At 60.5% G+C, this 23,165-nt stretch carries 19 protein-coding genes and 1 tRNA gene; 9 read left to right on the top strand and 11 right to left on the bottom strand.

Annotation, left to right across the window (positions count from 1 at the left end; genetic code table 11):
* Positions 1-109: 109 nt before the first annotated feature.
* On the top strand, positions 110-1,111 hold the full coding sequence (locus tag NW814_RS08605) for an aspartate-semialdehyde dehydrogenase (RefSeq protein ID WP_414405966.1): 1,002 nt from the start codon (positions 110-112) through the stop codon (positions 1,109-1,111).
* A 3-nt stretch (positions 1,112-1,114) separates the two neighbouring features.
* On the opposite strand, the gene NW814_RS08600 is transcribed toward NW814_RS08605, so the two are convergent.
* Positions 1,115-1,744, bottom strand: coding sequence for a hypothetical protein (locus NW814_RS08600; protein ID WP_414405965.1), 630 nt, complete (start codon positions 1,742-1,744; stop codon positions 1,115-1,117).
* A gap of 329 nt (positions 1,745-2,073) precedes the next feature.
* Here NW814_RS08600 and NW814_RS08595 point away from each other — a divergent pair, with 329 nt between their 5' ends.
* Together NW814_RS08595 and NW814_RS08590 are read left to right on the top strand one after the other, a co-directional pair.
* Entirely contained in the window at positions 2,074-2,847 is a 774-nt protein-coding gene (locus NW814_RS08595) for a ZIP family metal transporter (RefSeq protein ID WP_414405964.1), read from the top strand.
* A 36-nt stretch (positions 2,848-2,883) separates the two neighbouring features.
* Positions 2,884-3,666 carry an alpha/beta hydrolase gene (locus NW814_RS08590; protein ID WP_414405963.1) on the top strand — a complete coding sequence of 261 codons (783 nt, stop codon included), beginning with the start codon at positions 2,884-2,886 and terminating at the stop codon, positions 3,664-3,666.
* Here the strand turns inward: NW814_RS08590 and NW814_RS08585 are convergent.
* The 3 genes from NW814_RS08585 to murC form a co-directional block, all read right to left on the bottom strand.
* Entirely contained in the window at positions 3,632-4,414 is a 783-nt protein-coding gene (locus NW814_RS08585) for a DUF3598 family protein (RefSeq protein WP_414405962.1), read from the bottom strand. The genes NW814_RS08590 and NW814_RS08585 overlap by 35 nt on opposite strands.
* A 193-nt stretch (positions 4,415-4,607) precedes the next feature.
* Entirely contained in the window at positions 4,608-5,600 is a 993-nt protein-coding gene (gene murB, locus NW814_RS08580) for a UDP-N-acetylmuramate dehydrogenase (RefSeq protein WP_414405961.1), read from the bottom strand.
* Between the two features lie 63 nt (positions 5,601-5,663).
* On the bottom strand, positions 5,664-7,061 hold the full coding sequence (murC, locus tag NW814_RS08575; RefSeq protein WP_414405968.1) for a UDP-N-acetylmuramate--L-alanine ligase: 1,398 nt from the start codon (positions 7,059-7,061) through the stop codon (positions 5,664-5,666).
* A gap of 283 nt (positions 7,062-7,344) precedes the next feature.
* On the opposite strand from murC, the gene NW814_RS08570 reads away from it, so the two are divergent.
* From NW814_RS08570 to NW814_RS08560, 3 genes are all read left to right on the top strand, one after another.
* Positions 7,345-8,508, top strand: a complete 1,164-nt coding sequence (locus NW814_RS08570; protein WP_414394433.1) for an ABC exporter membrane fusion protein — start codon at positions 7,345-7,347, stop codon at positions 8,506-8,508.
* An 8-nt stretch (positions 8,509-8,516) separates the two neighbouring features.
* Positions 8,517-9,695, top strand: coding sequence for an ABC transporter permease DevC (gene devC / locus NW814_RS08565; RefSeq protein ID WP_414394436.1), 1,179 nt, complete (start codon positions 8,517-8,519; stop codon positions 9,693-9,695).
* Positions 9,696-9,759: 64 nt separating this feature from the next.
* The gene (locus NW814_RS08560) at positions 9,760-10,497 is read left to right on the top strand and encodes a DevA family ABC transporter ATP-binding protein (RefSeq protein WP_414405960.1); all 738 of its coding nucleotides are present in this window, start codon (positions 9,760-9,762) and stop codon (positions 10,495-10,497) included.
* On the opposite strand, the gene NW814_RS08555 is transcribed toward NW814_RS08560, so the two are convergent.
* A complete protein-coding gene (locus NW814_RS08555; protein WP_414394442.1) occupies positions 10,494-11,453 on the bottom strand; it encodes a GDP-L-fucose synthase family protein in 960 nt (319 codons plus the stop codon). The two genes, NW814_RS08560 and NW814_RS08555, sit on opposite strands and share 4 nt — an antisense overlap.
* 48 nt (positions 11,454-11,501) lie before the next feature.
* Positions 11,502-14,153, bottom strand: coding sequence for an alanine--tRNA ligase (gene alaS, locus NW814_RS08550; protein WP_414405967.1), 2,652 nt, complete (start codon positions 14,151-14,153; stop codon positions 11,502-11,504).
* Positions 14,154-14,391: 238 nt separating this feature from the next.
* On the opposite strand from alaS, the gene NW814_RS08545 reads away from it, so the two are divergent.
* A complete protein-coding gene (locus NW814_RS08545; RefSeq protein ID WP_414405959.1) occupies positions 14,392-16,035 on the top strand; it encodes a protein kinase domain-containing protein in 1,644 nt (547 codons plus the stop codon).
* A gap of 9 nt (positions 16,036-16,044) precedes the next feature.
* On the opposite strand, the gene NW814_RS08540 is transcribed toward NW814_RS08545, so the two are convergent.
* The gene (locus NW814_RS08540) at positions 16,045-16,521 is read right to left on the bottom strand and encodes a hypothetical protein (RefSeq protein ID WP_414405958.1); all 477 of its coding nucleotides are present in this window, start codon (positions 16,519-16,521) and stop codon (positions 16,045-16,047) included.
* Between the two features lie 49 nt (positions 16,522-16,570).
* Between NW814_RS08540 and NW814_RS08535 the strand changes: the two genes are divergently transcribed.
* Both NW814_RS08535 and NW814_RS08530 read left to right on the top strand, forming a co-directional pair.
* Positions 16,571-16,644: transfer RNA gene (locus NW814_RS08535), tRNA-Asp, on the top strand.
* Between the two features lie 85 nt (positions 16,645-16,729).
* The gene (locus tag NW814_RS08530; RefSeq protein WP_414405957.1) at positions 16,730-17,791 is read left to right on the top strand and encodes a histidinol-phosphate transaminase; all 1,062 of its coding nucleotides are present in this window, start codon (positions 16,730-16,732) and stop codon (positions 17,789-17,791) included.
* A gap of 319 nt (positions 17,792-18,110) precedes the next feature.
* Here NW814_RS08530 and NW814_RS08525 read toward each other — a convergent pair whose 3' ends face one another.
* The 4 genes from NW814_RS08525 to NW814_RS08510 form a co-directional block, all read right to left on the bottom strand.
* Positions 18,111-18,893, bottom strand: a complete 783-nt coding sequence (locus NW814_RS08525) for an S-adenosyl-l-methionine hydroxide adenosyltransferase family protein (protein WP_414405956.1) — start codon at positions 18,891-18,893, stop codon at positions 18,111-18,113.
* A 48-nt stretch (positions 18,894-18,941) separates the two neighbouring features.
* Positions 18,942-19,697, bottom strand: a complete 756-nt coding sequence (locus tag NW814_RS08520) for a response regulator transcription factor (protein ID WP_414394455.1) — start codon at positions 19,695-19,697, stop codon at positions 18,942-18,944.
* Positions 19,698-19,888: 191 nt separating this feature from the next.
* Positions 19,889-21,211, bottom strand: a complete 1,323-nt coding sequence (locus NW814_RS08515) for an FIST N-terminal domain-containing protein (RefSeq protein WP_414405955.1) — start codon at positions 21,209-21,211, stop codon at positions 19,889-19,891.
* An 86-nt stretch (positions 21,212-21,297) separates the two neighbouring features.
* Complete coding sequence (locus tag NW814_RS08510; protein ID WP_414405954.1) at positions 21,298-22,749, bottom strand: LysM peptidoglycan-binding domain-containing protein; 1,452 nt, start codon at positions 22,747-22,749, stop codon at positions 21,298-21,300.
* Positions 22,750-23,165 lie beyond the last annotated feature (416 nt).

The raw sequence follows: 23,165 nt of genomic DNA, 5'->3' as shown, positions 1-23,165 counted from the left end.
CATCTCCGTCAAGGCAGGAGGTTGGTTATGCCACAAAGTGGCTGATTGTCCAGGGAATCAAGGACTAGAGGAGAGCCATAGAATGAGGAAAACCTGAGGACAAGAAAGCATGGGACGGCAACAACGGGTGGCCATCTTGGGGGCCACAGGAGCAGTAGGAGCGGAGCTGCTGAAACTGCTGGAAGAGCGCCACTTTCCGGTGGCAGAGTTGAAGCTGTTGGCCTCGCCCCGTTCAGCGGGCACCTATTTGACCTTCAAGGGGGAACGGATCCCAGTGGAGCCGGTTTCAGAAGCGGCCTTTCGGGGTCTGGACCTGGTGTTGGCCTCTGCCGGTGCTAGTGTCTCCAAAACCTGGGCCAAAACCATCGTCAAGGCAGGAGCGGTGCTGATCGACAACTCCAGCGCCTTTCGTCTGGATCCCGATGTCCCGCTGGTGGTGCCCGAGGTCAACCCCCAGGAAGCCTTTTGCCACCGGGGGATCATTGCCAACCCCAACTGCACCACCATCCTGATGTGCGTGGCCATCTACCCCCTGCATCGCCACATCCCGCTTCGCCGAGTGGTGGCTGCTACCTATCAATCGGCCAGTGGGGCCGGGGCCCGCGCCATGGTGGAGCTAGAGGAGCAAACCCGCGCCTACCTCCAGGGGCAGCCGTTGCAGCCCCAGGTGTTCCCCTACCCCATCGCCTTCAACCTCTTCCTCCACAACAGCCCCCTGCAGGAGAACGGCTACTGCCAGGAAGAAATGAAGATGGTCAACGAGTCGCGCAAGATTATGGGATCCCCCAACCTGCGGCTGACAGCTACCTGTGTGCGGGTGCCGGTGCTGCGTACCCACGCCGAGGCCCTCAACCTGGAGTTTGAACAGCCCTTCCCTGTGGAAAAAGCCCGGCAAATCCTGGCCCAGGCCCCTGGGGTGGTGCTCATTGAAGATTGGCAGCAGAACCGCTTTCCCATGCCCATCGACGTGGCCGGCAAGGATGAAGTGGCGGTGGGCCGCATCCGCCAGGACATCTCCGAGCCCAAGGCCCTGGAGCTGTGGCTGTGCGGGGATCAGCTCCGCAAAGGAGCAGCTCTCAACGCCATTCAAATTGCCGAGCTACTTTTGTGAGGACTAGTTCACCACCACTCTCCAAGTAACAGGCCCAGTCTGAACGGGGGCAGCCTGCGTGCTGTTTAGGGTAACTGGGGAGTTGGGGTAGTTGTAGTCGCCAGTTGCCGTCAGAGTTCCCGTTTGGACAGGGATAGTCACTGTGCAAGTTTGCCCTACATCCACTGATCCTCCGGTGAATCGAATAGTGTTACCACCTACAGTAGCTGTGAGGGTAGCCCCGGCACCGCAGGAAGCAGGCAAGGCAGGAGGTGCACCAGGCCCTATTGTCAAAGGCGGTGCCACTGGCAAGGTGTGGTTAAAGCTTAAGCCGGTTAGGGGTATAGCGGCGTTGTTGGTGATGGTGAAGGTTAGAGTTCCAGTAGCAACAACGCCAGAAGGGGATAGGGATAGGGTGCGGGGATTAGGAGCAAAGGCCATGGTAAAGGTGGGAGCCGGCACCGTTACCGTCAGGGTAATGGCGGCTGCGGTGGCATTGGGCGCCTGGTTGCTGCTGAGGACTACCGCTGGGCTGGTCAGGGATCCCGCTGTGGTGGCCGTAACTTGAAGATCCAAGCGGATGGTGCAGCTAGCATTAGCTCCTAGGGTGCCATTGACCAGCAAGATGGAGTTTGCCCCGGGGGGAGCTGCCACCGTCCCGCCACAGTCGTTGTTCAAGTTATTAGGATTGGCAACGATTAGGCCGGCAGGGAGTGGATCGGAGAAAGAGAGGCCAGTCAGCGGCAGGGCGGTTGTGTTGGTTGGGTCGGGGAGGTGGGGTTAAATGCCTTGTAATCGCTTTTCTTGTCATCTCTGCTTTCCTTTTAGTCATCGCCAATTGAACACACTAGAAGTGCGTTTTCCGTAGGGGTGAGCCTAGCGCTACTGGGGAGTCATTTTCAGAGGAGAAAGAGGCGGTGAATGGGAATTAGCCGGAAAAAGGGGAAAATTGAGAGGCATTGGGCCTTCAGGGAGAGTGATCTGTGCATCCAATCGCGATGGGATCCCTGGCCAGCTTGATCGCCGGGCTGGCAACCGGGTTAGGGGCCTTGCCCGCTCTGTTTCTCCCCTCGCTCTCGGAAAGGGCGCAAGGGATCCTGCTGGGATTTGGGGGTGGGGTGATGCTGGCGGCCACCTCGTTTTCGCTGGTGGTGCCGGGCACCGAGGCAGCCATGGCGCTGGGGTATTCCCAGTTTGGAGCGGCGGTGGCGATGGCGGCGGGCCTGCTGCTAGGGGCAATCTTCCTGGAGAGTGCCCACCGCTTTTTTCCCCACGAGCACTTTTTCAAAGGGCCTGAGGGGGTGAACCGCGCCCATCTAAAGCGGATCTGGCTCTTCATCATTGCCATTGCCCTGCACAACTTCCCAGAGGGTCTGGCGGTGGGGGTGGGATTTGCCACTGGCCAAGTCAGCGATGGGTTGGTGCTGGCGCTGGGGATTGGCCTGCATAACATACCGGAGGGGCTGGTGGTGGCCTTGTCGCTGGCAGGCCAGGGGTATTCGCGGCTGTTTGCTTTTGCCATCGCTCTGCTGACGGGTTTGGTGGAGCCCATCAGTGGCATCTTGGGAGCGACGGTGGTTGCCTTGGCTCAGCCGCTGCTGCCCTGGGGCATGGCTTTTGCTGCCGGCGCGATGCTGTTTGTTATCTCGGGTGAGATCATCCCTGAGTCGCACCGGCAGGGGTTGGAGCGGGAGGGCACCTTTGGCGTTCTCAGTGGGTTTGTGTTGATGCTGCTGCTCGATATTGCGCTGGGCTAGAAAGGGATCCTGTCCTGTCTTGACGCGAGGTTTTCAATGCTGAGCAACGAGCCTTTTCTGTGGCGGGGATCACGGGAGCACGCCTGCCTGCTGCTACACGGGTTGGGGGGTGGCGTCTACGAGTTGCAGTGGCTGGCGGAGCGGCTGTTGGCAGCCGGCCTAACGGTGCAGGGGTTTAACTACCCCGGCCATGACCGCCCAGCACCCCGCATGCCTCCTTCCCGCTGGACGGAGTGGTATGGGCGGGCTTTGGAACATTACCTAGCTCTGCGCCAGGAGTACCCGCGCCTTTCGCTCGTGGGGTTTTCCACCGGCTGCCTGTTGGCGTTGCACCTGGCCTTTGCCCATCCTGTCCACAAATTGGTGCTGCTGGCGCCGTTTTTTGCCATTCGCCACCGCTGGTACTACCTCTTTCGCCTGGAGCAGTACCTCAACAGCCTGGGCTGGCTTTTGGACGATGTCCCCCGCTTCCGCCTGCCGATCCGGGATGGCAATGTCCGCGCTTTGGCAGAAAAAGTGGCTTATTTCCGCAGCTTCAATCTGACGGCGGTGCGCAGCGCCCTCGAGCTCATCGAGCAGGTCAAGGGGGAGGTAGCCAGCATTCAAGTGCCCACCCTCATCCTGCAACCGCGCCAAGATACGGTGGTGGATCCCGACCAAGCGGTGTGGCTGTATCGGGAACTGGGATCCGCCGAGAAGAGCCTGCATTGGCTGGAGCACTCCGACCACGTTCTCACTTTGGACTGCGAGCGGGAGACCGTGTTTGCCCAGGTTTGCGCCTTTCTCAAACGGGATCCCTCTGCGCCCGGATCAGCGTAACCCGCTGCCAAGCACCGCGGGCATCGTAGTCCCGGATCAAACGCAAGAGACAATGGCAGTCTTCCGACTGCGGAAACCAGCTCAGGCTCACCGAAAAGCTGCGATCCCGGTGGGCGGTAGGGATGGGCAAGGGATCCGGCCCGCCAACCCACAGCCCTCCCGGCAAGGGATCCCAGTTGCTCAACCACTCTGCCCCCGAGCAGTCCACCTCGGTTTGGGCAAACCGGCCCTCGGCAACCGCAAAGCTCTGGGCGATCCCCCGCCATCTCCCCTGGAGGCAGGCCCTCAGTCGCTCTTTGCTCAGGGGTGAACAGTCTGCAACGGGATCCAAAGCTTGGCCGCGCCGCTCCAGGATCGCGGTTACCTCTACCAGACGACCTTGGGCGTCCCACTGTTGCACCACCCGCGCCTTGCGATCTCCCCAGAGAAAGCCTTGCTCAACGGCAAAGTCGCTAAACGGCGCTAGTTGCAGCCGCCCGTTAGAAAAGGAGCCATCGGGGAAAAAGCGCAGTCCGGGCGAGAAATCTCGGTAAACCCAGCTCTGGCGGCTTGTTGGGTTAGGGGATCCCTCCAGGGGGTAGTAGGCATTGGTTTGGCGGATCGCGCCCAACTCCAAAGCCTCAAAGGTAATGAGGCTGCGCTTTTGGCCTACTAGCTCCCAACCACCGTGGGCAGTAGGTCGATAGTCAAAAAAGAGGCCGTGCCATTCTCCCAAGTGTAGGGCTAGGCATTGTATCGGGGTTTTCATGAAGAAGCCTGAAGTGCAACGTTGAAGACAGAGCCGATGGGGAAGAAGCTCCGGGGTGGTATTTTACTGGTTTTGGGGTAACCGCAGTTACGAAGGCTCTAGAGGAATGAAGCGACACAAAGTAGCCATACCCTAGCCCATGAGCCGCCGCAAAGCCAAACAAGAGCAGCTTAAGTCAGAGCCATAAAAATCATCAAGAATTAGCTATAAAAGATCCCAGAATGCGCACTTCTGGCTCCAGCAGGATCGACCATTGTTGATAGACTTTTTCCTGGGCCAGACGAATTAGGCGGTAGATGTCATTGGCGCTGGCCTGGCCACAATTGACGATGAAGTTGGCATGGCGCTCGGAGATTTGGGCTCCGCCGATTCGGTAGCCCTTTAGACCCACTTGCTCAATTAACCAGCCAGCGGGATAGGTTTCGGGGTTGCGAAAGACGCTGCCACAACTGGGCAGATGATAGGGCTGAGAGCTTAGGCGCTGGTTGAGGTGGCGCTGGGTTTCCCACTGCACCTGGGCTGGATCTTGGCCCGGGATCAACTGCAATGTTGCCCCTATAACCGTCCAGGGCAAGTCCTGCAGCCGCGAGCGGCGGTAGCCAAATTGCAGGTCGGCGGGTTTCAAGCGGCAGGGCTCTTGCTCTTCATCCAAAATCTGCACCTCCACCACCACGTCCGCTATGGCATGCCCGTGGGCGCCAGCATTCATCACCACTGCTCCCCCCAGCGTGCCCGGGATCCCAATCGCCCACTCCAGTCCACTCCAGCCTTGCTTGGCAGCCGCCCGCGCCAGGTTGACCAAAGGTTCTCCGGCAGCGGCCCAGATCCTCCCCCCCTCCAGCAGTTGCAGCCCGCGCAAACGCCGGGTGTGGATCACTAGCCCCGGCAAGCCAGCGTCACTGATGAGCAAATTGCTGCCTGCCCCCACTAGAGTGGCAGGGATCCCTTCTGCCCGCGCCCAAGCCAAACACTGCCGCAGCTCCGGGTTGCTGCCGGGCTCACAATACCACTCCGCCTTGCCCCCCACCCGCAAAGTGGTCAGAGGGGCCAAGGGGATCCCTGGGCGAATCCGTCCAGACAGCAGCGCTTCTTGCCCAGCAGGAAGAAGCTCCTCGTTACCAGCATGGCCTGCGGCATCGGGCCCACAGGACCTGTTCTGCTGAGGCACCAGCGGAGCTGTCGTCATAGTTCGTCATAGTGTTGATACCTCAGAAGCAGCCATGTTGAAAGCGTGGGTTCTTTGCCCAGGCTATTCTCCCTCCGGAGGAGTCTGGAGCTGTTCCCCCACCTGGGCTGCATATGCCCGCATCGTAGCCGCTATCTGCTGATTGAGGTCGCCTGCACCCAGAAAGATGGCGAGATCCCCAGCTTGCAAAATGGAGGTCAACACCTGCGGCAGTTGCGCTAAAGAAGACACATAGCGCACCTGGGGATGGTGTTCCGCCACCGCCACGGCCAGCCGCAAGCTGTCAGAATGCTCCGACGCTGGCTCTCCTGCCCCGTAGGTGGGCACAATCACCACCACATCTGCATTCTCAAAGCAGCAGGCAAAATCCTGAAACAGGGCGGCCAAGCGGCTATGGCGATGGGGCTGAAATACTGCCACCACGCGCCGCTGTTGTAGCCGTGCTGCCTGCAGCGTAGCGCGAATCTCGCTGGGATGGTGAGCATAGTCATCGATAAAGGTAACCCCGCCCACCTCCCCTTTGGCCTCAAAGCGGCGCTGCACCCCTCGAAACTCGGCCAGGGCAGAGGCAATTACCGGAAACTCCAAGCCCAACTGTCGCCCAACGGCAACCGCTGCTAGAGCATTGCTGAGGTTGTGGGATCCCGGCACTTGCAGCCGTAGCTGACCCAGCAGGGATCCCCTTTCCCAGATCTCGGCGGCAGTGGAATTGCCCTTGTAGACAATCTGCCGCGCTTGGTACTGGGCTTGGGGATGTCCGGCCAGGCTGTAGCCCACGTCCACCTTGAGGTGGGTGGCCACGTTGGGGCAATCCAGGCAGGCCACTAGGGTTTGGCTCTGCTGCCCATACTGCTGAAAGGCCCGGATGACCTGCTCCAGATTGGCATAGTGATCTGGGTGGTCTAGCTCAACATTGGTGATCACGCCAATTTTGGGATAGAGACGCACCAGCGAGCCGTCTGACTCATCCACCTCCGCCACCAGGTATTCTCCCTGGCCTAGGCGAGCGTTGCCGTCCCACGCCTCCATCTCCCCGCCTATGATGAGGGTGGGATCCCAGCCCGCAGCAAGCAGCATGTAGCCAATCATGCTGCTGGTGGTGGTTTTGCCGTGAGTGCCCGCCACGCCGATGCTGGGGCGATGGTTAAACAAAGCCGCTAGTAAATCGGCTCGGTGCCAAACCTTTAGTCCCTTGTTTAGAGCCGCCGCTAATTCCGGGTTGGTGGGGCGAATGGCGCTGGAGTAGACCACCTGGGGATTCCCAATCAACCCCTCTGCCGTGTGACCTTGAATAACGCGCACCCCCAACGCCTCTAAGCGGCGAGTGCGGTTATTGGCAACAATATCGGACCCCGAAACGCGAAACCCTTTCTTCGCCAAAATATAGGCCAAAGCAGACATGCCGACCCCCCCAATTCCAACAAAGTGATAGGCCGAAAGGGAGGAGTTCGACAGCTCCAAGCTTTGCCCAAGTAGAGATGAAGACGGAGCCTGCACCGAAATGCCGGGATCTTCTCCCCCCGCTGTCTCCACCATTGCAACGTTGCCTCACTCCTCGCACACACCTAAAACCAAAGCTGCTGCAAGGCAGATCATATCAGCAGTTTTTCGCCTTCTGCAGCAGGGAAGCAAAGCCTAAGGAAAAAGAGCTGCTTAAAGTGCAATTTCGAACTTGACACTCTTTTCCACAAAGCTTTAAGCTTCTTAATAAAGGGGTAGCTGTAGGCTTGAAGTTGACGGCAAAATGAGACCCCAACTGCTGTGGTTACTGCCAGGAGCTGGGCTGGTTGGCTGGGCAGCGCTAGCTACCTTAGGGTTGAGCCAACAAGGAGCTACCCAAGGAGCAACGCCGCCGCCAGCCGAAACTCCGGCAGCAGGCGGGGCAACGCCGTTGGCTACCTCGGTCGGGGCTCTGGGCCGTCTGGAGCCGGAGGGGAGCGTTATCCGTGTTGCTGGCCCTCCTGGCGAACGACTGGGGGAGCTGTTGGTAGCCGAAGGGGAGCGGGTGGTGGCGGGGCAGGTATTGGCCCGTCTGGAAAGCTACAGCGAGCGCCTAGCGGAGAGGGAGTACGCTGCCGCCCAACTGCAAGAGGCCCGTGCCCGTCTAGAGGCTGAGACCCGCTTTGGCCAGGCTCAAATTGAAGAAGCACGCACTCGCCTTAGCCGGCTGGACGAGCCCCAACAGTTGCAGATCCGCTCCCAGGAAGCCGTGGTGGAGCGCATTCGGGCGGAGCTAGCCGATGCTGAGGCCAATCTGGCTCGCTTTCAGGCTCTCTGGCAGGAGGGAGCTATTTCGCAGCAGGAACTCGATCAAAAGGCTCTGGTGGTGCGACAGCGCCAGGAGGACTTACAAGCTGCCGAGGCCACCCTCAACCAACTGCGCCTTGCCCGCGAGCGGGATCTGCGCAATGCCCAGGCCCAAGTGCAAGCTGCTGAAGCGGCGTTGAGACGGGCCCAGGCGCAGGTGCAGCTGCAGTCTTTGGCCCGCAACCTGGAACTGGCGGAAGCCCGCTTGGAGCGCACCCTCATCCGTGCCCCCCGGGCTGGCCAGGTGCTGAAAATCCACACTCGGCCGGGGGAAGTGATCGCTGCTAACCAAGGGATTCTCGAGCTGGGCAACACCGACCAGATGATGGTGGTGGCCGAAGTTTACGAAACCGACATCCTGCGGGTGCGACCAGGACAACGAGCTACCATCAGCAACCGCGTGCTGCCAGAAACCCTACAGGGCCGAGTGGAGCGGGTAGGCTTGCAAATTGGCAAGAAAGACGTGCTCAACACTGACCCTGCTGCTGACGTAGATGCGCGGGTGGTGGAAGTGTACATCCGCCTGGATCCAGAAAGCAGTGCCCGCGTGGCCGGCCTGACCAACCTGCAGGTGAACGTGGCCATTGATGCTGAGGGGTAGAGGGGGCGATGTCCAGCCTGTTCAGCTTTATTGGGCGCCGCATTCCCCTAGCCTGGCTGCAGTTGATGCGGGAGAAGATCCGCCTGCTGGTGGCTTTAGCAGGCATTACCTTTGCCTGCATCCTCATGTTCATGCAGCTGGGCTTCCAGGACAGCTTGCTGGAGAGTGCCATCCGCTTCCATGTTGCCCTCAAAGGGGAGATCTTCCTGGTCAGTCCCCAGTCCAACGCCCTTATTGCCATGAACACCTTTTCGCAGCGGCGGCTCTATCAGGCGTTGGGCTTTGAGGGAGTGCGAGCTGTCTCGCCTGTGTATTTGAGCTTTGCCCTCTGGAAAAACCCTGAGACCCGTCGCACTCGCAGCATTTTTGTCGTGGGGGTGGATCCCTCTGCCGACCTTGTGGATTTGCCAGGGCTAACCCCCGACGAGCTGGAGGAGATTAAAAAAGCTGACGTAGTGCTCTTTGACCGCCGCTCCCGCAGCGAGTTTGGTCCAATTGCCCAATGGTTTGAGGCTGGACAAGAAGTCGTTACCGAAGTGGGCAACCGCCGGGTGCGGGTAGGGGGGTTGTTTGAGATGGGGGCTACCTTTGGCGCCGACGGCACCATCCTTACCAGTGACCTCAATTTCCTGCGGATTTTTCCTCAGCGCGAGCCTGGCCTGGTGGATATTGGCGTGGTGCAACTCCAGCCAGGGGTAGATCCCAAGCCGCTGCTGGATCAGATGCGGGCTCTGCTGCCCGAGGACGTGCGAGTACTCTCGCGGGCAGAGTTCATTGACATGGAGCGGAGCTATTGGGAGGAAGGCACGGCCATCGGCTTTATTTTCGGCCTGGGGGTGGCTATGGGCTTTATCGTCGGCATTGTGATTGTCTATCAGATTCTCTACACCGATGTATCTGATCACCTAGCGGAGTATGCCACCCTCAAAGCCATGGGCTACACTGACACCTACCTGTTGGGGGTGGTGCTTCAGGAGGCCCTTTTGCTGGCTGTTTTGGGCTACATTCCCGCCTTTGCCTTGGCTGTTTTGCTTTACGATTTGACGGCCAATGCTACCCTATTGCCCATTGCCATGACCTTTAACCGAGCGATGTTGGTCCTGGGGCTAACGGTGAGTATGTGCTTTATCTCAGGAGCCATTGCTGTGCGGCGGCTGCGGGCTGCTGATCCTGCCGACATTTTCTAACTGCTGAAGCAGGAATCCAGAATGGTGGCTTCCTTAGTTAGTAACTTGAGATTCTGAGCTTCCTATGCTGACTTCCCTTCTCAATCAAACTGCCCCTACCTCCACTCAAAATACCGCTGAGCCCGTGGTCAAAGTCGAAGGGCTAAATCACTATTTCGGTGAGGGATCCCTGCGCCGGCAAGTCCTTTTTGACATCAACTTTGTCCTGCACCCGGGGGAGATTGTGCTGTTGACTGGACCCTCTGGCTCGGGTAAGACCACGCTGCTCACTCTCCTAGGAGCCTTGCGCTCGGTGCAAGAGGGCAGCCTGCAGGTGTTGGGGCAGGAGCTGCGAGGAGCCAAGCCCAGCACCCTCGTCCAGGTTCGCCGCAGAATTGGCTATATTTTCCAGGCTCACAACCTGCTGCGATCCCTGACGTCAGCCCAGAATGTGCGCATGGCCCTAGAGCTGCACAACGGCCTGTCTCCCCAGGAGAGCCAACGGCGGGCAGAAACAATGCTGGCAGCGGTGGGTCTTGGGGATCGCGTCCACTACTACCCGGAACAGCTTTCAGGGGGTCAAAAGCAGCGAGTGGCGATTGCCCGCGCCCTCGTCAGCCACCCCAAGTTGGTGCTAGCGGATGAGCCGACGGCCTCCCTCGATAGCAGGTCGGGCCGCGAGGTGGTGACCCTGATGGAGAAGTTGGCGCGGGAGCAAGGTTGCACTATCCTGCTGGTAACCCACGACAACCGCATCCTTGACATTGCTGACCGGGTGCTGCACATGGAGGATGGACGGCTGGAGAGCCAGCCCATTGCCTAGGTTGCTCCCTGGGAGGCGTGACGGCGGTACCAGTCGATGGTGCGCTGCAGCCCTTCCCGCAACCCCACCTTGGCCACAAAACCAATCTTCTCGCGGGCCTTGGAGACATCTAAGCAGCGGCGGGGCTGGCCATTGGGCTTGTCAGTTCGCCAGCGAATCTCTCCCTGAAACCCCATCAGCTCGCAGATGAGGGCAATCAGATCCCGAATGGAGATCTCTTCGCCGGTGCCCAAATTCAGGGGCTCGGGGCTGTTGTAGAGCTGGGTGGCTAGAAGGATCCCCCGAGCTGCGTCTTCGGCGTAGAAAAACTCGCGCGTGGGGCTGCCATCTCCCCACACCTCCACGTAGTTCTGGCCCCGCTGCTGGGCTTCATGCACCTTGCGGATTAAAGCGGGGATGACGTGGGAAGTTTCGGGATCGAAGTTGTCCATGGGGCCGTAGAGGTTGACCGGCAGGAGGTAGATGCCGTTGAAGCCGTACTGCTGCCGGTAGGCCTGCAGTTGCACCAGCAGGGCTTTCTTGGCAATGCCGTAGGGGGCGTTGGTCTCCTCCGGGTAGCCGTTCCAGAGATCCTCTTCTTTGAAGGGGACAGGAGTGAACTTGGGGTAGGCACAGATGGTGCCCACGCAGACAAACTTCTCCACGCCCGCCAGGTAGGCAGCATGGATAAGCTGGGATCCCATGATCAGGTTGTCGTAGAAGAGTTCTGCTGGCTTGGCCTGGTTGAGGCCGATGCCGCCCACGTGGGCCGCCAGGTGGATGACGATATCCTGTCCCTGCACCACCTCTTGGCAAACTTCCCAGCGGCGTAGATCCTGGGTGCGGGAGCGTGGGATTCGCACCTGCTCCGGCTTGACGCCCAGGAGGTACAACTGTTGCAGGACATGTTTGCCCAAAAAGCCACTCCCTCCGGTCAGCAAGATGCGCTTTTGGCTGAGATCGATGGCAGTGGACATGGCTGGCGCGGAAAATTCCCGGCTTTCATTATGGCAGGGCGGCAGCTCCTAACTGCCCAAGCTTGAAGACAGCTCTGCCTGCAGCCGCTCTTGAGCCGCTTGGAGAGCTTGCGCCAGTTTCTCCGGCTGTTTGCCACCAGCCTGAGCTAGGTTGGGCCGCCCCCCGCCACCGCCGCCGGTGAGCTTGGCAATCTCGCCGATAAAGGAGCCCGCCTTCAGGCCAAGTTTCTGGACAGCCGGGCTAAAAGCCGCTACAAAGCTCACCTTGCCCGCTTCGGGCACCGATCCCAACACCACTGCCCCTTCCCCCAGCTTGTGGAGTAGGTGTTCGGCAGCGGTTTTCAGCGCCTCCGGGGGAGTGGCTCCCAGTTCCGCCACCAAGATCTGCAGAGGGCCCACGGCTACAGCCTGGGGCAAGAGCTGCTCTGCCTGGAGCAAGGCCAGCTGGCTGCGGGCCTCCTCAAGGGCCTTCTGGGCGGCCTTTAGCTCCGCCTGCAAAGCGGCAACGCGCTCTGGGATCTCCTGGGGCTTGGCCTTGAACTGGGCGCTCAGCTCCCGCACCACCCTGTCGCGCTCGTTCAAGTACTCCAGCACCGCCGGCCCGGCTACAGCCTCGATGCGGCGGATCCCGGCAGCTATGCCCGTCTCAGAGATGATCTTAAATAGGCCAATCTCGGCGGTGTTGCTGACGTGGGTGCCGCCACAGAGCTCCATCGACACCCCCGGAAAGTCGACCACCCGCACCTCGGCGCCGTATTTTTCCCCAAACATGGCGATTGCCCCTCTGGCTTTGGCCTCTGCCAGGGGCAGGATGGCTACCTGAGCTGGATGGGCCTCGGCAATCCAGGTGTTGACCAGATCCTCAACTTGCTGCAGCTCTTCGGGAGTAAGGGGACGCGAGAGGGTAAAGTCGAAACGCAGCCGGTCAAAAGCCACCAGGGATCCGGCTTGGCTAATAGAGGGATCAACCACCTTCTTCAGGGCTGCCTGCAGTAGGTGAGTGGCGCTGTGGTGGGCCTGGGCGCGCCGCCGACAGGCCAGGTCAATTTGGGCCTGCACGGGATCCCCCACCCGCAGGATCCCCCGTTCCACCTGGCCAAAGTGGACAAACAGATCTCCTCGCTTCTGCACGTCCTCCACCCGCACCCATACTCCGTCCCCAGCCAGGTAGCCGCGATCCCCAATCTGGCCCCCGGATTCGGCATAAAAAGGTGTGCGATCCAAAACCACCTGCACCACTTGCCCCGCCTCCACTTGGGGCACGGATTTCCCCTCCACCAGCAGGGCTTCGACCACGCCGCGGGCAGAGGACTGGCTGTAGCCGAGAAACTCCGTCTCGATTAAAAACTCGGCCAGCTCGTCCAGGGATCCCTGGGCCATGACGTCAAGGGTTTGGTGGGCGGCGCGGGCCCGCTGCCGCTGTCTTTCCATCTCCTGCTCAAAGCCCTGCAGATCCACACTGAAGCCGTGCTCCTGGGCAATTTCTTGGGTTAGCTCCAACGGGAAGCCGTAGGTGTCAAAGAGCTTGAAGGCGTCGGCCCCAGAGATCTGCTTTGGCGCGCCACTGGCTGTAACGTCTGCAAACAGATCAAACAGCAGCCGTTCCCCCCGCTCCAGAGTCTTGAGGAACTGCTCCTCTTCCCGCTGCAGCTCGGCTTTGATCACCGCCTCCCGCTCCCGCACCTCAGGATAGGCAGCCTCCGCCAACTGGATGGCCGTCTCCACCACCGGCAGGGTAAAGGGCTCGCCAATCCCTAAGAGGCGCCCGTGGCGCACCATCCGCCGGATCAGCCGCCGCAGCACATAGCCCCGCTCCACGTTGGAGGGGATCACCCCATCGGCAATTAGGTGCATCACCGCCCGCGCGTGATCCCCGATAATCCTAAGGGAGACTTTCTGCTCGGGGCTGGCCTGGAAGTAGTCCACCTGGGCGATCTCGGCCGCCTTCTGCACAATGGGGAAGAGCAAATCCGTCTCATAGTTGTTGGGGACTCCCTGGAGCACCCGAGCCAGACGCTCCAGCCCTAGGCCCGTGTCAATGTTTTGCTTGGCCAAGGGGGTAAGGTGGCCCTCGCTGTCCCGGTTGAGCTCCATGAACACCAGGTTGTAGATCTCGAGAAAGCGGGAGTCATCCCCCAGGTCGATCTGCTCATCCCCCAGCTCTGGCTTGAAGTCGTAGTAGATCTCCGAGCAAGGGCCGCAGGGGCCAGTGGGGCCGGCAGCCCAGAAGTTGTCTTCCTCCCCCCTGCGCTGGATGCGTTGGGGCGGGATCCCTATCTCATCGCGCCAGAGGGCAAACGACTCCTCATCCTCCCGGAAGACGCTCACCACCAGGCGCTCCGGCGGCAGGCCAAACACTTCTGTCACCAGTTCCCAAGCCCAGGTGATGGCCTCTTTTTTGAAGTAGTCGCCGAAGCTAAAGTTGCCCAGCATCTCAAAAAAGGTGTGGTGGCGGGCTGTCCGTCCCACGTTCTCGATGTCGTTGGTGCGCACGCATTTCTGGGCAGTTGTCACCCGCGGGTAGGGCGGATCCTGATGCCCTAGGAAGATGGGCTTGAAGGGCAGCATGCCGGCAATGGTTAGCAGCACCGTCGGATCCTCCGGCACCAAGGAGGCGCTGGGCAACACCTGATGGCCCCGCTGGGCATAGAAATCTAGAAAAGCCTGCCGGATGGCAGCTCCGGAGAAGGACGAAGACATGGCCAAGGCAAGGGGTGACTGCATTGATCAATATTCTCCATTCTAGGTTTTCTAGCTCTGGGGCAGTTGAAAGCAGCAAAATCTAAGCGATTTCGCCGATGGACCGCAAGTAGGCAAACGCATAGAATCAGCCTAGTTGAGCTAGATGCGCCAGATTTCTCTTGGGTCTAGCCTAAACGCGCTTGCCTACCTAGCTTTCCTCTCTTGGTTCTCTAGGCGTTAGCCGGTAGCGCGCTAAATGTTGAGCTGCTACTGCCTCAACCCCAACTGTCCGCAGCCAGAAAATCCGCCGGATGCCTCCACCTGTGCTGCCTGTGGACAGCCGCTGCTGCTGCGCAATCGCTACCGGGCCTTCAAGCGCTTGGGACAGGGGGGATTTGGCGCTACTTTCTTAGCTCGAGATGAGGACATGCCCTCCAAGCCCTGGCGGGTGATCAAGCAGTTGCGCCCAGTGGAAAATTCGCCCCAACTGGCCAAGCTGGCGGAGGAGCTGTTTAACCGCGAAGCCGAGGTGTTGGAGCGCCTGGGGGAGCATTCGCAAATCCCCACGCTCTATGCCCACTTCCAGGAAGGCGGCAAGTTTTACTTGGTGCAGGAGTTTATCGAGGGAATCACCCTTGCCCAGGAGGTGCGGCGTAACGGGCCTTTTTCCGAAGAACAAGCCCGGCACGTGATGCAGGAGGTGCTGCTCATCCTCAGCTATGTCCACAGCCACAACACTGTCCACCGCGATATCAAGCCGGCCAACCTCATTCGCCGCAAGGAAGATGGCCGCCTGGTGCTGATTGACTTTGGGGCCGTGAAGCAGCTCGGGCCGGGCCACAATGTCTCGGAGGAGGGAACGGCCATCCGCTCCCTGGGCTTTTCTCCGCCGGAGCAGATGGCTGGCCAGGCGGTAGGCCCCGCCAGCGATCTCTACGCGCTGGCTGCTACCTGCCTCAATTTGATGACGCTGGAGTCGCCGGCCAAGTTCTACAACCACAACACAGGCCAGTGGGATTGGTCGGATCGCCTGCAGCTCAGCCCTGAGTTCGACGCCATTTTGCGCCGTATGCTGCAGCCGGCCATCAGCCAGCGCTTTGCCACGGCTACCGAGGTGCTGCGGGCTCTACAAGGAATCGGCTCCACCCCCCAGCCAATCCTCTTGCCCAACTCTCCCCTGGCTGCCCCTTCCAGCCCCTCGCTGATCTCAAACCATTGGGCCAGGCGACCTTTAACCTCTCCTCCTCTACCTCGAACCGATGGGTTTTCGCCTAAGCCACTCCCTCAGCCCGAAGCGGGGGGCCTACTGCCTCCAGGATCCATTCCTACCGGCTCTACCCACGTGGGTCTGACTAGCCGCATTGCCGGCAGCGGGCGCATGAAGCCGGCTACCCCTCCGCGGATCCCGTCTTTGGCTGGAGCGGATCTGCGGGGCAAGTCCTTTGCTAACCGGAACTTGGCCGGCTACGATTTGCGCCGCGCCGATCTGCGGGGGGCCGATTTCTCGGGAGCCAACCTGCAGGGAGCCGATCTGCGGGGGGTTCGCTTCAACACCCCTCAGCCCCGCTGGCTGCGCTTTTTGAGCCGGCTTCTGGGCTCGGCCAAGACCCTGGGCGGGATCCTAGCAGGCCTGGGAGGACTCCTGGGATCGGCGGGCCTGGGGTTTTTGCTTGTCCATCTCACCACGCGCAACGTGGCTTACGCCTTGGGAGCAGCCGGGATCGCGGCGGCGGTGGCCAGCTCCGTGCTCTGGTCTGTAGGCAGCAGGGCCTCGCTGCTGCATCAGTCTGAGGAAAAGGACAAGCGCTTCACCAACTTCTCCAAAGCCGATCTGCGGGGAGCCCAAATGGATGAGAAGTTGCGTAGGTTTGCCCGCCGCCAGGGAGCCATCTTGAACTGACGTTCTGCCTCAGGCAAGAGGGGGAGGAATGACTTGGCGCAGGGCCTGGTTGATCTGTTCTGTTAAAAGCCGGCAATTGACGGCTTTCCCTTGCCGCCGATCCCCCGCTTGGTCATAAAAGACAATGCCCTCGGCGTGGGAAAACCCCAGGGACAGGAACAACAGCTCCAAAACCTTGAAAGAGGCCGCCTCCAGCTCCGGTGCCTGCTCCCGCAGCTCTGCCAGCGTCGCCTGGGCATCTTCCAGATGGCCAAAAGCTGGGATCCAAAGATGGCTGATGGGCTCCCTTCCTGGAGAGTTTTCCTCCACTCGTGCCGTTAGCCAACCGCCATCGGGGTAGCGCAGGATGGTGTACTGCAGGTGATCCAGATGCTGGGCCACCTGGGTAAGCACTGCCGTTACCTGCTGCATCGCTGCGGCCGGGATCCCGTTCTGCGGGGCTTCCTCCACCAGGGTTGCGGCCTGGGCCGCCAGACTAGGTACCATGATTGACAACCACCCTTACTTAGGTTCAGAATGAGTATTCGCAGCTCCTGGGGCTGTAGTTCAATTGGTTAGAGCACCGCCCTGTCACGGCGGAAGTTGCGGGTTCGAGCCCCGTCAGCCCCGTACCCATTGGGAACACTCTAGCCTACTTTGCCAAGGAGGTCAGCCCTGCTACCATAGGTACCCTGCCCCGTCAGGGAGATGTGCCTTGCGGTATCTGCGCCCAGATTTGCTTCAGCTGCAGCCCTACGCTGCTGTGCCGCCCTTGACGGCCGACAAGCTGGATGCCAACGAGTTTCCTTGGGATTGGCCGGTGGGCTTTAAGCAGAAGCTCTCTCTCCTCTGGGAAGAGGAGATCCTGAGCAACCGCTATCCCGATGCCCAGCATCGGCGCCTCAAGCAGGCCATTGCAGCCTATGCAGGGGCGGCTCCTGAGCAGATTAGCGTGGGCAACGGCTCCGACGAGCTCATCCGATCCCTCTTGATTGCCACCTGCCTGGGCGACAGGGGCGGCATTTTGGTGCCAGAGCCCACCTTCTCCATGTACGCCATCCTGGCGGAGAGCCTGGGGATCCCAGTGGTGCGCGTGCCCCGCCACCCCGAGACCTTTGCTCTAGATCTGAAGCAGTGCCAAGAGGCCATGACAGAGCAGCGGGTGCGTGTGGTGTGTTTGGTGGATCCCAATTCCCCCACCGGCAATGGTCTAACGGCGGCTGAGTGGGAGTGGGTGGAGGGGCTACCCGAGGAAGTCCTGGTCATCCTGGATGAAGCCTATTTCGAGTTCAGCCAGCACACAGCCCTGCCCAAGTTGGCAGAGCACCCCAACTGGGTTATCCTACGCACCTTCTCCAAAGCCTTTCGCCTGGCAGCTCACCGAGTGGGCTATGCCATTGGCCATCCTCAGCTCATCCAGGTGCTAGAGGCCATCCGCCTACCCTACAACCTCTCAGCCATTTCCCAGTGGGCCGCCCAGCTTGCCTTAGAGCATGCCGACGAGCTTTTGGCCGATGTGGCCCTCATTCGTCAGGAGCGGGAAGCCCTTTACCATGCCTTGCAAGAGCTGCCGGGGGTGCGGGTGTGGCCTAGCCAAGCCAACTTTCTCTACTTTCGGGTAGCCGGCTGGGACCCCCAAGAGTTGCAGCGGGCCTGGCAGGAGCTAGGAACCTGTGTGCGCTGTAGCGGCGGCGGGCTACGCCTGACAGTGGGCAGTTCCGAGGAGAACCAACGGGCCTTGGAGCGCTTGCGGCAGATTTTACAGTCAGGGAGGTGAGGGGATCCCTTCCTTCGGGGATCGGCTTGCCCTCCTTCCCAAAACGACGCTCTTGAAGAAGCGGGATCCGAGCGCTTGTTCAGCTTACGCAAGGAGGTTGAGGTGTGCGTGCTCCAGAGAGTGTCCCCGCAGTCCCTTCCCCACGCCGCTGCAAGTTTGGGAGAGCGGCGAAGCCTACACCTTCTCACCCTCACCCTGCCCAAGGCCGAAGCCGCTCAGGCTGTCAAAGTTCAAGGGGGAGTAACTGCGCCAGAGGCCGGGACGGTCGAAAGCCAACCCGCCGGGCCTTCCCTCTCCCAGGAAGTTGGCGGCGAGGAAGCTAGCCAAGCCACTCCAAGCGCACTTCCTCCCCTACCCTGAAGTCGAGGGTGCGGCTGGCGTTGCCTTGGTTTTGCACAATCTCCACCCAGCCGGCGCTGCCCACCAAAGCCAGTAGCTCGCCTTCGCTTCCCTCGGCAAAGGTGGTGGCAGAGCGGATGGCGATGCCTTTGATCCAGGCGCTCCAGCGCCGTCCCTCCACCCACTGACCCGGCAGGTTGGTGATGCCATTGCCAAAGTGGTCGATAGCCTGGATGACCCCCCGGCAGCCGTTGTTCTCCAGCTGCGGTGGTGGCCAGCTCCAGCGAACCAGCTCGGCCACGTCTAGAGGATCCCCCAGCTCTGCCAAAGGGATCCCGTTGGCCAGATGGGCAGCCACAGGGGCAAAAATGTCCCGCCCGTGGAAGGTGCGGCTGGGAGAGGGAGTGCGCCAGTACTGAGACCGGGTGAGTTCCACAGCGGCTAGAGGCGGAGATTGCTCCAAAATGCCGCTAAAAAGGCCATTGTCGGGGCCCACCAGGTAGCCAGTCTGGGTTTGGATGGCCACTGCCCGCCGCCGAGTTCCCACCCCCGGATCCACGACTGCCAGGTGAATGCTGCCTGGAGGCAGATAGGGGTAAGCCGTCATCAGGGCAAAACGGGCTGCTGCCACGTCCTGGGGCGGGATTTCGTGGCTGAGGTCGATAAACTGCACCTGGGGTGCAATCCCCCAAATCACCCCCTTGAGAATGCCCACGTAGGGATCCTGAAGACCAAAATCCGTGAGTAAGCTAATGATTTTCATTGGCGGGTCAAGCAGCGCTTGCCTACCCTCTGCTCCTGCAGGGGGTTTTCACGTGGAGGGGGAGTCTTTTGCCAGCTCCGGCTGGGGCGGAAGGGGCTCAGCGATGTTGGGCAACTCCAGGCAATAGCCTGCGCCATAGACAGTTTTGATGTACTGGGGGTGGCGGGGATCCGGCTCCAGCTTGGTGCGCAGGTGGCGGATATGGACACGGATGGTTTCAATGTCGTCGTCGGGATCGTAGCCCCATACCTCCTTGAGGATTTCGCTGGGGGAGACTGTCTGGCCGTGGCGCTGCAAGAGGCAGTGGAGCAGGTCAAATTCGAGGTGGGTGAGCTTAACGGTTTTGCCAAACCACACCGCCTCAAACCGCTCCGGCACCAACGTCAGGGGGCCATAGGTGAGGATCTCGCCGTGCTTGGCCGTTTGCGGGATCCGGTCGGCGCGGCGCAACAGAGCCCGTACCCGCACCAGCAGCTCCTGTACCTCAAAGGGCTTGGTCAGGTAGTCGTCGGCACCGGCGTTGAAGCCCTCGATCTTGTCCCGGGTCTGGCCAAGGGCAGTCAGCATCAAAATGGGAATATCGCTGGTGCGCTCCTCCCGCCGCAGCCGTTGGCAAACCGTCAGTCCATCTACTTGGGGTAGCATCAGGTCGAGAATGATGAGATCGGGGAGAGTTTGCAAAGCCAGCGCCTGACCCCGAACCCCATCCGTAGCCTTGACAACTTCGTAGCCCGCCAACTCCAGATTGATACGCAGAATATCTAGGACTGAAGGATCGTCCTCAATGATGAGTATGCGAGCCATAGAGGATTGCAGCCCGAACTGCGGATAAAACGTTTTGTTAAAGTCGCTAACAAAGAATCGAAGCTTTACAACTCAAAGTTTACTGGCATTCTACGGCCATTGCAGCCGGCAAGCACGGCTAGAGGCCAGAGCTTTTCAACCCAATAGAAGTGCTGCCTCTAGCCTCCAGTTGGTGGCCACCTGGAGACAAGCTAGCGGGCGGGCCGGAGAAGGCCGAAGCAGGAGGTGTAGCCGTGTAAGAAGGTGGATCCCCCCACGGGGCCAATCTCCCCATTGCAAAAAAAGCCTCCCAGCGGCACTTCTCCCAGGATTTCTCGAAACTGCTGCGAGTCAAAGTTGGGGACGCCATACAGCCCCTTGCCTCGCCCCAAACAGGCGAACATCAGCGCCCCCCAGGGCTGCGGGCTTAGGGCAGAGTCTTGCCCCAAGTTGCGCTCAAGGCAATAGCGCCTGAGAGCCGACCGCAAGTCCTCTGCCGAGGTCTGGGCATCTCGCAGATGAAACTGCACGGTCTGGCCGGAGCGCACCCGATCCCCAATGGCTATGGCTCCCACCCGCGGATCCACGCCGAGAATCACGCGAATGAGAAAATCCCCCGGCGTTGGATCCAACTTAAACTCATCCATCAGCAGGCCAATGAAGAGAGCGTGGCGAGCCAACTGGCGATCCGCTGGGCTCAGCCGTTCCACCAAATCCTGCAGAACCGCTAGGGGAGGTCGTCCTTCCAAGCTGAGGATGACATTGCCCTCTGCTTCGGTAACGCGCAAGGGATCCCCAATGGGACGGCACCCCTGGGCTACCACTGCATCCAGCACCACGTTGCCGGAGAGAGCTAGCCCCACGGTTCCTTCTCGATACAACTCCCGCCGGGGGGTGGAGGTACGTGCATCCAGCAAAAACAAAGCATTGCCCCGAGGACCGCGGCCACCACTGGCCAATCCCCCCACCTTGACAGCTCCGGGATAGGCAAAATCCAAACCCTGCACCAGCTCGGAGATGCGGGAGGAAAATCCATCGGCTAAGAGCAAGAAGTGGGGCTGGGCCTGGGGCGCAACTCCTACCTGCTCAATCCAGGCTGAAGGCGGGGCATCCAAGTCTGGCAGTTGATCCCCGCGCAGATGAAAGGGGTGCAACGCCACATCCGGCAGCACCGCCAAAGAGAGCGACACCGCCGGCCCTTCTTCAATTTCCTGACCGCCGCCAACAATGCCGCTACCCGAGCAGCCAACTAAAACGTCCACCTCGAGCAAGTCAGACAATAAGGGCAGCACGCGAAGGTACTCGCTGGCAAAGGCTGCTGACACAAACAGGATCCCTAAGTTGGGCCGCAGCGGCTGGGGGGGAAGGTAGCCCGTGAGCAATCCTGGCAAGCTGCCGGATCCCACCACCTGCACCTGCCGCGTCAAGGCACTCTTGAGCTGAGCTGCCTGAAGTTTAGCCTTGGCTTCCTCCACCACCTGCTGCAGAGCCGCTTCCAGGGAAGGAAGCTGGGAGAGTGCGTTTGCCCACTGCATCGGCCTGTTCTTAGAGGTTGGGAGCTTGCTCTTTTAGGCTAGCAATTTATACCCGGAGTGGTTGTGCTCAGCTAGCCCCGCTGGGATCAGGGTAGGTAAAGCAAGGGATCCACAGGCGCGCCCCCCCCGGGGCGGACTTCAAAGTGCAGGTGAGGCCCTGTGCTGTGGCCCGTGTTGCCCCGGCTCATGATCACCTGGCCCTGCTGCACGTACTGGCCCTTGGACACGTAGATCTGGTGGCCGTGGGCGTAGCGGGTAACGATCCCGTTGGGATGGCGAATATCCACGTAATTGCCATAGCCATCGCCGGCATTGCCGGCAAAGATCACAACCCCCTCCTGAACGGCCACAACCGGGGTTCCTAGCGGGCCGGCAATATCGATCCCCGAGTGGAAGCGACCGCGACGGTAGCCAAAGCCAGAGGTGACCTGCCCTGGGACTGGCCAGATGAAGCCCCTGCTGCGGGCCACGGGAGGCGGAGCTGCCAGTGCTGGCCGAGCTTGGGGCTGTCGCCAGGCTGGGTGCACGGGGGTGGGGAGGGGGAGCTGCCTGCCAGGGGCCGGAATCGTCAGGCGTTGGCCAATGCGCAGCCAATGGGGATTGTGCAGGTTGTTGGCCTGGATGATCGACCGCTGAGTTACCCCATAGCGAGCAGCAATCCGCTCGATGGTGTCACCAGCTTCCACCGTGTGGGTCAGGGATCGCCCCTGCTGGGCACGGCGTCGCTCCTCGGCTTGGAGTCGAGCCTGTTCTGCAGCTTGGCGCTGGGCTTTCTCTTCGCGGGCCTTCTGGGCAGCGATCATCTCCTTCTCGCGCCGGATCAGCTCGCCCACATCGCCAGGGATGAGCAGCCGTTGACCAATGCGCAGATACTCCGGCCGATCTAGGGGAGTAGCCTCGATGATCCGCTGCTGCGGAACCCCATAGCGCTTGGCAATGTCTTCCAGGGTGTCTCCCTGCTTGACGGTGTAGATCAACCCCGGCTGGCTGGGGATGAGCAACTTTTGCCCTGGCTGCAGCGGTGTACTCGCTTGAATGCGATTGGAGACCGTAATGGCGGCAGCATCGAGCTGGTACATCTGGCTCAAGCGCCAGAGGGTCTCTCCCGGTTGCACCTCATGCTCGAGAATGCCTCTAGGCCCTTCCCCCGTTGAGATCTGGCCGGCCTCGAAGGCTTGCCGCAGTTGGGCTTTTTTCAGCTCGTAGTTCTGCTGCAGGGCACTAGACAGGGTATACACGGAGGGTGGGATCGGCTCGGCCAGCTTCGCTCCCCAGGGGTGACGAGAAAGCTGGCGTTGCTGCAGACTAGCAGCCCCTGCCAAGCCCAACATCAGCAGAAGACTGGTGGCCCAGGCTGGATGCCCTCGCGAGGGAGCCCCTGTCTCTGGAGAGGCTGGTTCCTGAGAGGAACTGGGCAGCGACTCTTGCCAGGCCTCTGCCTCGGGATCCGCCTCCCGCTTCAGGAGCCACACCAGGCCAGCTAAGCTGAGAGAAAGGGCTAGCCCAGGCCACCACTGCCTGGATAGAGCGGAGAGCACCCTGCCTCCTTCCCCAGAGGGATCCGGAGCTGGCGGGGTCTCTAACCAATCCTCGGCTGGAGAGAAAGCCCTCGGGATGTCTAGCTCCTCCCTCTGGGAATTGGAGAGCGTCGATTTTGGAGGCATCCTCACACCAACGGCTAGAGTGCAAGAGAAGAAGCCAAAAACAAGGCAATAGGCCCCTGGCAATGAGCTGCCTTTGCAAGCGGCAAGGCTCAAGCCAATGTAACGAAGCTTTGTACTCAGGTTAGGTTACCGTAGTTAGTAAATCTAGACAAGTCTTCGCAGGTAATCTCCGCTAAGATGCTTGTCCTGCAATGATTCCAGCCTTCTACCCCTTGCGATTTTGCCTAGCCTCATCCAAGGGAGGAGGAAAGCGCTGCTTGGAAACAGAGCCCACTTTGCTGTATCTGAAA

The organism is Synechococcus sp. R65.1, assembly GCF_047461755.1.
GTDB lineage: Bacteria > Cyanobacteriota > Cyanobacteriia > Thermostichales > Thermostichaceae > Thermostichus.
This window is presented reverse-complemented; position numbering and strand designations above follow the sequence as displayed.

Coding starts and splice junctions, on each gene's coding strand:
- NW814_RS08545 (WP_414405959.1), top strand. CDS start 14,392: ATGTTGAGCTGCTACTGCCTCAACCCCAACTGTCCGCAGCCAGAAAAT.
- NW814_RS08515 (WP_414405955.1), bottom strand. CDS start 21,211: ATGCAGTGGGCAAACGCACTCTCCCAGCTTCCTTCCCTGGAAGCGGCT.
- NW814_RS08590 (WP_414405963.1), top strand. CDS start 2,884: ATGCTGAGCAACGAGCCTTTTCTGTGGCGGGGATCACGGGAGCACGCC.
- NW814_RS08540 (WP_414405958.1), bottom strand. CDS start 16,521: ATGGTACCTAGTCTGGCGGCCCAGGCCGCAACCCTGGTGGAGGAAGCC.
- NW814_RS08525 (WP_414405956.1), bottom strand. CDS start 18,893: ATGAAAATCATTAGCTTACTCACGGATTTTGGTCTTCAGGATCCCTAC.
- devC (WP_414394436.1), top strand. CDS start 8,517: ATGTCCAGCCTGTTCAGCTTTATTGGGCGCCGCATTCCCCTAGCCTGG.
- NW814_RS08555 (WP_414394442.1), bottom strand. CDS start 11,453: ATGTCCACTGCCATCGATCTCAGCCAAAAGCGCATCTTGCTGACCGGA.
- NW814_RS08560 (WP_414405960.1), top strand. CDS start 9,760: ATGCTGACTTCCCTTCTCAATCAAACTGCCCCTACCTCCACTCAAAAT.
- alaS (WP_414405967.1), bottom strand. CDS start 14,153: ATGTCTTCGTCCTTCTCCGGAGCTGCCATCCGGCAGGCTTTTCTAGAT.
- NW814_RS08570 (WP_414394433.1), top strand. CDS start 7,345: ATGAGACCCCAACTGCTGTGGTTACTGCCAGGAGCTGGGCTGGTTGGC.
- NW814_RS08605 (WP_414405966.1), top strand. CDS start 110: ATGGGACGGCAACAACGGGTGGCCATCTTGGGGGCCACAGGAGCAGTA.
- murB (WP_414405961.1), bottom strand. CDS start 5,600: ATGACGACAGCTCCGCTGGTGCCTCAGCAGAACAGGTCCTGTGGGCCC.
- NW814_RS08520 (WP_414394455.1), bottom strand. CDS start 19,697: ATGGCTCGCATACTCATCATTGAGGACGATCCTTCAGTCCTAGATATT.
- NW814_RS08585 (WP_414405962.1), bottom strand. CDS start 4,414: ATGAAAACCCCGATACAATGCCTAGCCCTACACTTGGGAGAATGGCAC.